Source organism: Candidatus Protofrankia californiensis, from assembly GCF_900634765.1.
GTDB classification, from domain to species: Bacteria; Actinomycetota; Actinomycetes; order Frankiales; family Frankiaceae; genus Protofrankia; species Protofrankia californiensis.
Window position 1 is genome coordinate 4,260 of the sequence record NZ_CAAAFT010000256.1, and the last position, 4,372, is coordinate 8,631.

The 4,372-nt window shown below is 67.4% G+C and carries 5 protein-coding genes; 3 read left to right on the forward strand and 2 right to left on the reverse strand.

What is annotated here, in order from left to right; translation table 11 throughout:
* Nucleotides 1-81: 81 nt before the first annotated feature.
* Both DD1DGNOD_RS13875 and DD1DGNOD_RS13880 read right to left on the reverse strand, forming a co-directional pair.
* Nucleotides 82-717 (reverse strand): DUF305 domain-containing protein, encoded by a 636-nt coding sequence (locus DD1DGNOD_RS13875; RefSeq protein ID WP_131766801.1) that lies wholly within the window; start codon nucleotides 715-717, stop codon nucleotides 82-84.
* A gap of 123 nt (nucleotides 718-840) precedes the next feature.
* On the reverse strand, nucleotides 841-1,230 hold the full coding sequence (locus tag DD1DGNOD_RS13880; RefSeq protein WP_131766802.1) for a hypothetical protein: 390 nt from the start codon (nucleotides 1,228-1,230) through the stop codon (nucleotides 841-843).
* Nucleotides 1,231-1,741: 511 nt separating this feature from the next.
* Between DD1DGNOD_RS13880 and DD1DGNOD_RS13885 the strand changes: the two genes are divergently transcribed.
* From DD1DGNOD_RS13885 to DD1DGNOD_RS29420, 3 genes are all read left to right on the forward strand, one after another.
* Nucleotides 1,742-2,740 (forward strand): C40 family peptidase, encoded by a 999-nt coding sequence (locus tag DD1DGNOD_RS13885; protein ID WP_131766845.1) that lies wholly within the window; start codon nucleotides 1,742-1,744, stop codon nucleotides 2,738-2,740.
* A 92-nt stretch (nucleotides 2,741-2,832) separates the two neighbouring features.
* Nucleotides 2,833-3,501 carry a CDP-alcohol phosphatidyltransferase family protein gene (locus tag DD1DGNOD_RS13890; RefSeq protein WP_131766803.1) on the forward strand — a complete coding sequence of 223 codons (669 nt, stop codon included), beginning with the start codon at nucleotides 2,833-2,835 and terminating at the stop codon, nucleotides 3,499-3,501.
* A gap of 11 nt (nucleotides 3,502-3,512) precedes the next feature.
* Nucleotides 3,513-4,372: sugar phosphate nucleotidyltransferase (locus DD1DGNOD_RS29420; protein ID WP_241255711.1), on the forward strand; the 860-nt coding region annotated here is incomplete at its 3' end.

A 4,372-nucleotide genomic window follows, 5' to 3' on the forward strand; every position in this document is an offset into this window, starting at 1 on the left:
ACGCCGCCGAGAGCGTTTGCATCAGGGCTCTCGGCGGCGTCCGGTCCGCTGTCCGGTTTCAGGTCCGGCTCGGTGCTGGTTTCAGTTCCGGTGCAGCATGGTGTTCATGGCCTGGATCTCAGCGGTCTGATTCGTCTGGATGTTCTGGGCCGTCGCCTTGGCCGGGCCGTACACGCCTTCGCGGATCTCCGTTTCGGCCATGCTCACCGCACCCTCGTGATGTTCGATCATCATCTCGAGGAACATCCGGTCGAACTCGGCGCCCCGCATACCGGTCAGTCCGGCCATGTCGGCCTCGGACATCATCCCCATACCTGTGCCGGCGGACGCGCTGTCAGCGCCCGTCGAGCCATGACCCATGGAACCGTGCCCAGGTGCGGAACCGTGGCCCATGGCGCCCGACCCCGTGGTATCGGTCGGTTCACCCCAGGTCCTCAGCCATCCGGTCATCATCGCGATCTCGGGATCCTGTGCTGCCCGGATCCGTGTGGCGAGCTCCGTCACCTGGGGGCCGGAGGCGTGGGTGGCGGCGAGATCGGCCATCTGGATCGCCTGCCGGTGGTGGGGAATCATGTTCTGCGCGAAGCTCACGTCAGCTGTGTTGTGGTCGGTGGACGCGGACTCCGCCGCGCCGGGAGCGGTCGTGTCGTCGTCGCCGCACGCCACCAGCACGATGCCGGCAACGAGAGCGGTCACAAGTAGCGCAAAGCGCTTCATGGCCAAGTCGTCCTCACATGCTTGTCTGCGTAACCGGTGTCCACATGCCTGTCCGGGTCCGTCCGGGCATGACACGTCGTTGCCTGAACACAACTCACCGTGGTCAGGCGAAGGTGCACCGGATCACAGCCGCAGCACGCACAGCTCAGCGAGGGTAGGAGGCCTCGACGGAGGCGACCGCGACGGGGGAGCACGCCGGTTGCCGCCTGGGACCCCGGGCGTCGCCGACCGCACCGGGCAGCCTGCCAGGCAGGCGCCGAGCAGCCCCAGCAGGAGCCCGGCGACAGCCGTTGCCAGGCCGACGCGAAGCACCGCCAGACACAGCGGGCCGACGTGGTCGGGATGTTCGGCGGCAGCCGGCATCCGACCGTGCGCCGCCGCCATGGCACCTGTCGTCTCGTGGGGCGTTGGCGCCGTCGGAGCGGCCGCATGGTCCATGCGTGACGGTTCGAGGATGGCGGCGAGCCCGCCATGCATCAGCAGGAGCCCGATCAACACCAGCGGCAGCAGCATGAGGACGCGGACGCAGGTCCGCTCTCCTGCTCTTCCTGTCCTCGATGCCCGCACGAAGCCGATTGTGCCGGATGCCGGCAGGTCCGGACGCCAACCTCGGATCATCAATGCAAGGACTACGCCGGACCACGGGACGAATGCGTCGGACTGTTGGGTTTGGGGGTATTGCGTCCTCATGTGCGCCACCCGATATCGTTTGGCACAGCATCAGCCCACCCCCAGAGACTGACCTCTCTGCCCCTCCCAGAAGACACACGTCGGATCGAAACGCCCAGTCCTGCCCCGATCCGATGTCCCCTCCGAGTAGCCAAAGGTAGGAGTGAGGTTCCGCGGTCCTGACGGTTTCCCTCAAAACCGTTACCTGAATCATGCCCACATCCTGGTTCAGGGCAAGGATTACGCTGCCTCGCGGGCGTACGGGAAGGAACACGTGTTGCTTCCACGTGGCGTCATCCGTTTCCCCGTGAGCGGGGAAACCACCGGTCGCGGTCGTCATCGTGATCAGGTACCTGTGGACAGGTCCGATCACGAATCCCTGTACCGCCGTGTCCGCCTGAGTCCACAGTCCCGTCGGGTGGCCACGATCGCCGCGGTCACGACCGGGACCCTGGCCGCGTCGACGGCGGGCTTCGCCGCGACGATGCCGGGCCCGAGCGGCAACGCCTCGCTGGAACCAACCGCCGCCACCGGCACCACCACCGCCTCGATGATCGGCGGTGGGTCGCACGGAACCACCCTGGCCGCATCCACGGTCGGGCTGGCCGGCAAGATCGGAAATCCGGATCCGACCCTCACCTCGGTGTCGATCGTTCCCGATCGGGCGACCGTCGCACCGAACGCGCCCGTCGTCTTCACCGTCCGTGCCACGCAGGTCGGGACCGGGCAGCCCGTCACCGGCCAGCGGGTCCGGATCGCGGTGGCGAACGGACCGCAGTGGACCACCACCGCCCAGCTGCAGACCGACGGAAGCGGAATCGCGAAGATCGCCACACGTCTGCTGTCCACCACGACGTTGACGGCGGTGTTCGACGGCACCAACGCCCTGCGTCCCTCGCTGGCCGGCGCGACCACCGTGACGGTGAAGAGCCCGACGACATCCGGCTCGGCATCCGGCTCGTCGTCGGCTTCGTCGGCAACTCCCACGGTCATCCCGGGCAGCTCCATCGGCCAGAAGATCGTCTACCTCGCCTCGCTGCAGAAGGGCAAGCCCTACGTCTACGGCGCGGCCGGCCCCAACGCCTTCGACTGCTCGGGTTACGCGCAGTATGTGTTCAAACAACTCGGCCGTTATCTCCCCCGGACCGCGCAGCAGCAGTTCGACGCCTCCATCCGGATCCCCAAGGCGGCCAAACAGCCCGGCGACCTGATCTTCTTCGGCTCACCGGACAACATCACACACATGGGCATCTACGCCGGCAACGGCTACATGTGGGCCGCTCCCCAGACCGGGCGGACCATCAACCTCCAGCCCATCTACACCAGCACCTACTGGGTGGGACGCTTCCTGTAGAGCACGGATGACCGCCGCCCGTCGTCTAATCTTCTCCCTGTGCGGTGGGCGGCTTCACCGTCCTCGTGTCCCGAGGAGAGGAGGTGCCTGGCGTGTCCGCTGCGGTGACCCCCTCCGACCGGGTGCTCACGATCCCGAACCTGCTCTCCGCCCTGCGGCTGGCCGGGGTCCCCGTCTTCCTGTGGCTGGCGCTGGGACCCCATGCCGACGGAGCGGCGTTGGGCATCCTCGCCTTTGCCGGCGTCAGCGACTATCTCGACGGCAAGCTCGCTCGGGCGCTGGGTCAGACCAGCCGGCTGGGCACCCTGCTCGACCCGCTCGCTGACCGCCTCTACATTTTTGCGACGATCGTCGCTCTGACGCTGCGCGACATCGTCCCCTGGTGGTTCGCGGCACTGCTCGTCGGCCGGGACGTCCTGCTCGCGGGCTTTGTACCGGTACTGCGGCGGTTGGGTTACGGTTCGGCGCTTCCTGTGCATTACCTGGGTAAGGCCGCGACCTTCAACCTTCTCTACGCCTTCCCGTTGTTGCTGCTCTCGGCCGGCGACAACTGGCTTGCCACTGTTTGCCGTCCGTTCGGGTGGGCGTTCGCCATCTGGGGTACGGCCCTGTACTGGTGGTCGGGAATCCTTTATGGAGTACAGCTGCGCCGGCTGGTGCGGTCGGGACGCGACACCGATCGGCCGGTTTGTCCCCGAGGGGATCCCGGGCACGCGGAAGCCGGCCGCATGGACGCGATGGACGCGGAGGTGGGTCGGTGAGAGCCGTCGTCATGGCCGGCGGGGAGGGGACACGCCTGCGTCCGATGACGGCCAACCAGCCCAAACCGCTGCTTCCCGTCGTCAACCGGCCGATCATGGAACATGTGCTGCGGCTGCTGCGGCGGCACGGGGTCGACGAGACCGTGGTCACACTGCAGTTCCTCGCAGCCCACGTCCGCGCGTACTTCGGTGACGGCGACGAGCTGGGCATGCACCTGTCGTACGCGACCGAGACCACCCCGCTGGGGACCGCCGGCAGCGTCAAGAACGCCCAGGACGCGTTGCGCCACGACCCCTTTCTGGTGATCAGCGGTGATGCACTCACCGACATCGACCTGACCGCTCTGATGGCCTACCACCGCAAGCGTGGCGCGCTCGTCACCGTCGCGCTCAAGTCCGTCCCGAACCCCCTGGAGTTCGGGATCGTCATCACCTCCGACGACGGCCGGATCGCCCGGTTCCTGGAGAAGCCAACGTGGGGGCAGGTGTTCTCCGACACGGTCAACACCGGCATCTACGTCATGGAACCGGAGGTCCTCGACCACGTCCCCGCGGGCGAGCCGGTGGACTGGTCCGGTGAGGTGTTCCCGAAGCTCGTCGCCGCCGGGGCGCCGGTCTTCGGTCACGTCGTCGCCGGTTACTGGGAGGACGTCGGCACCATCGACAGCTTCCTGCGGGTCCAGGCCGACGTGCTCGACGGCAAGGTCGACGTGGAGATCGGCGGCTTCGAGGTCTCGCCGGGGGTGTGGGTCGGCCGGGATGCCGACGTCCACCCCGAAGCGGTGCTCACCGGCCCGCTGGTCGTCGGTGACTACACCAAGATCGAGGCCGGCGCCGAGCTGCGTGAGTTCACTGTGATCGGCAGTAACGT

Bases quoted from the DNA above. Each gene is read 5' to 3' on its own strand.
- DD1DGNOD_RS13875 (WP_131766801.1), bottom strand. From the start codon at position 717: ATGAAGCGCTTTGCGCTACTTGTGACCGCTCTCGTTGCCGGCATCGTG.
- DD1DGNOD_RS13880 (WP_131766802.1), bottom strand. From the start codon at position 1,230: ATGCTGCTGCCGCTGGTGTTGATCGGGCTCCTGCTGATGCATGGCGGG.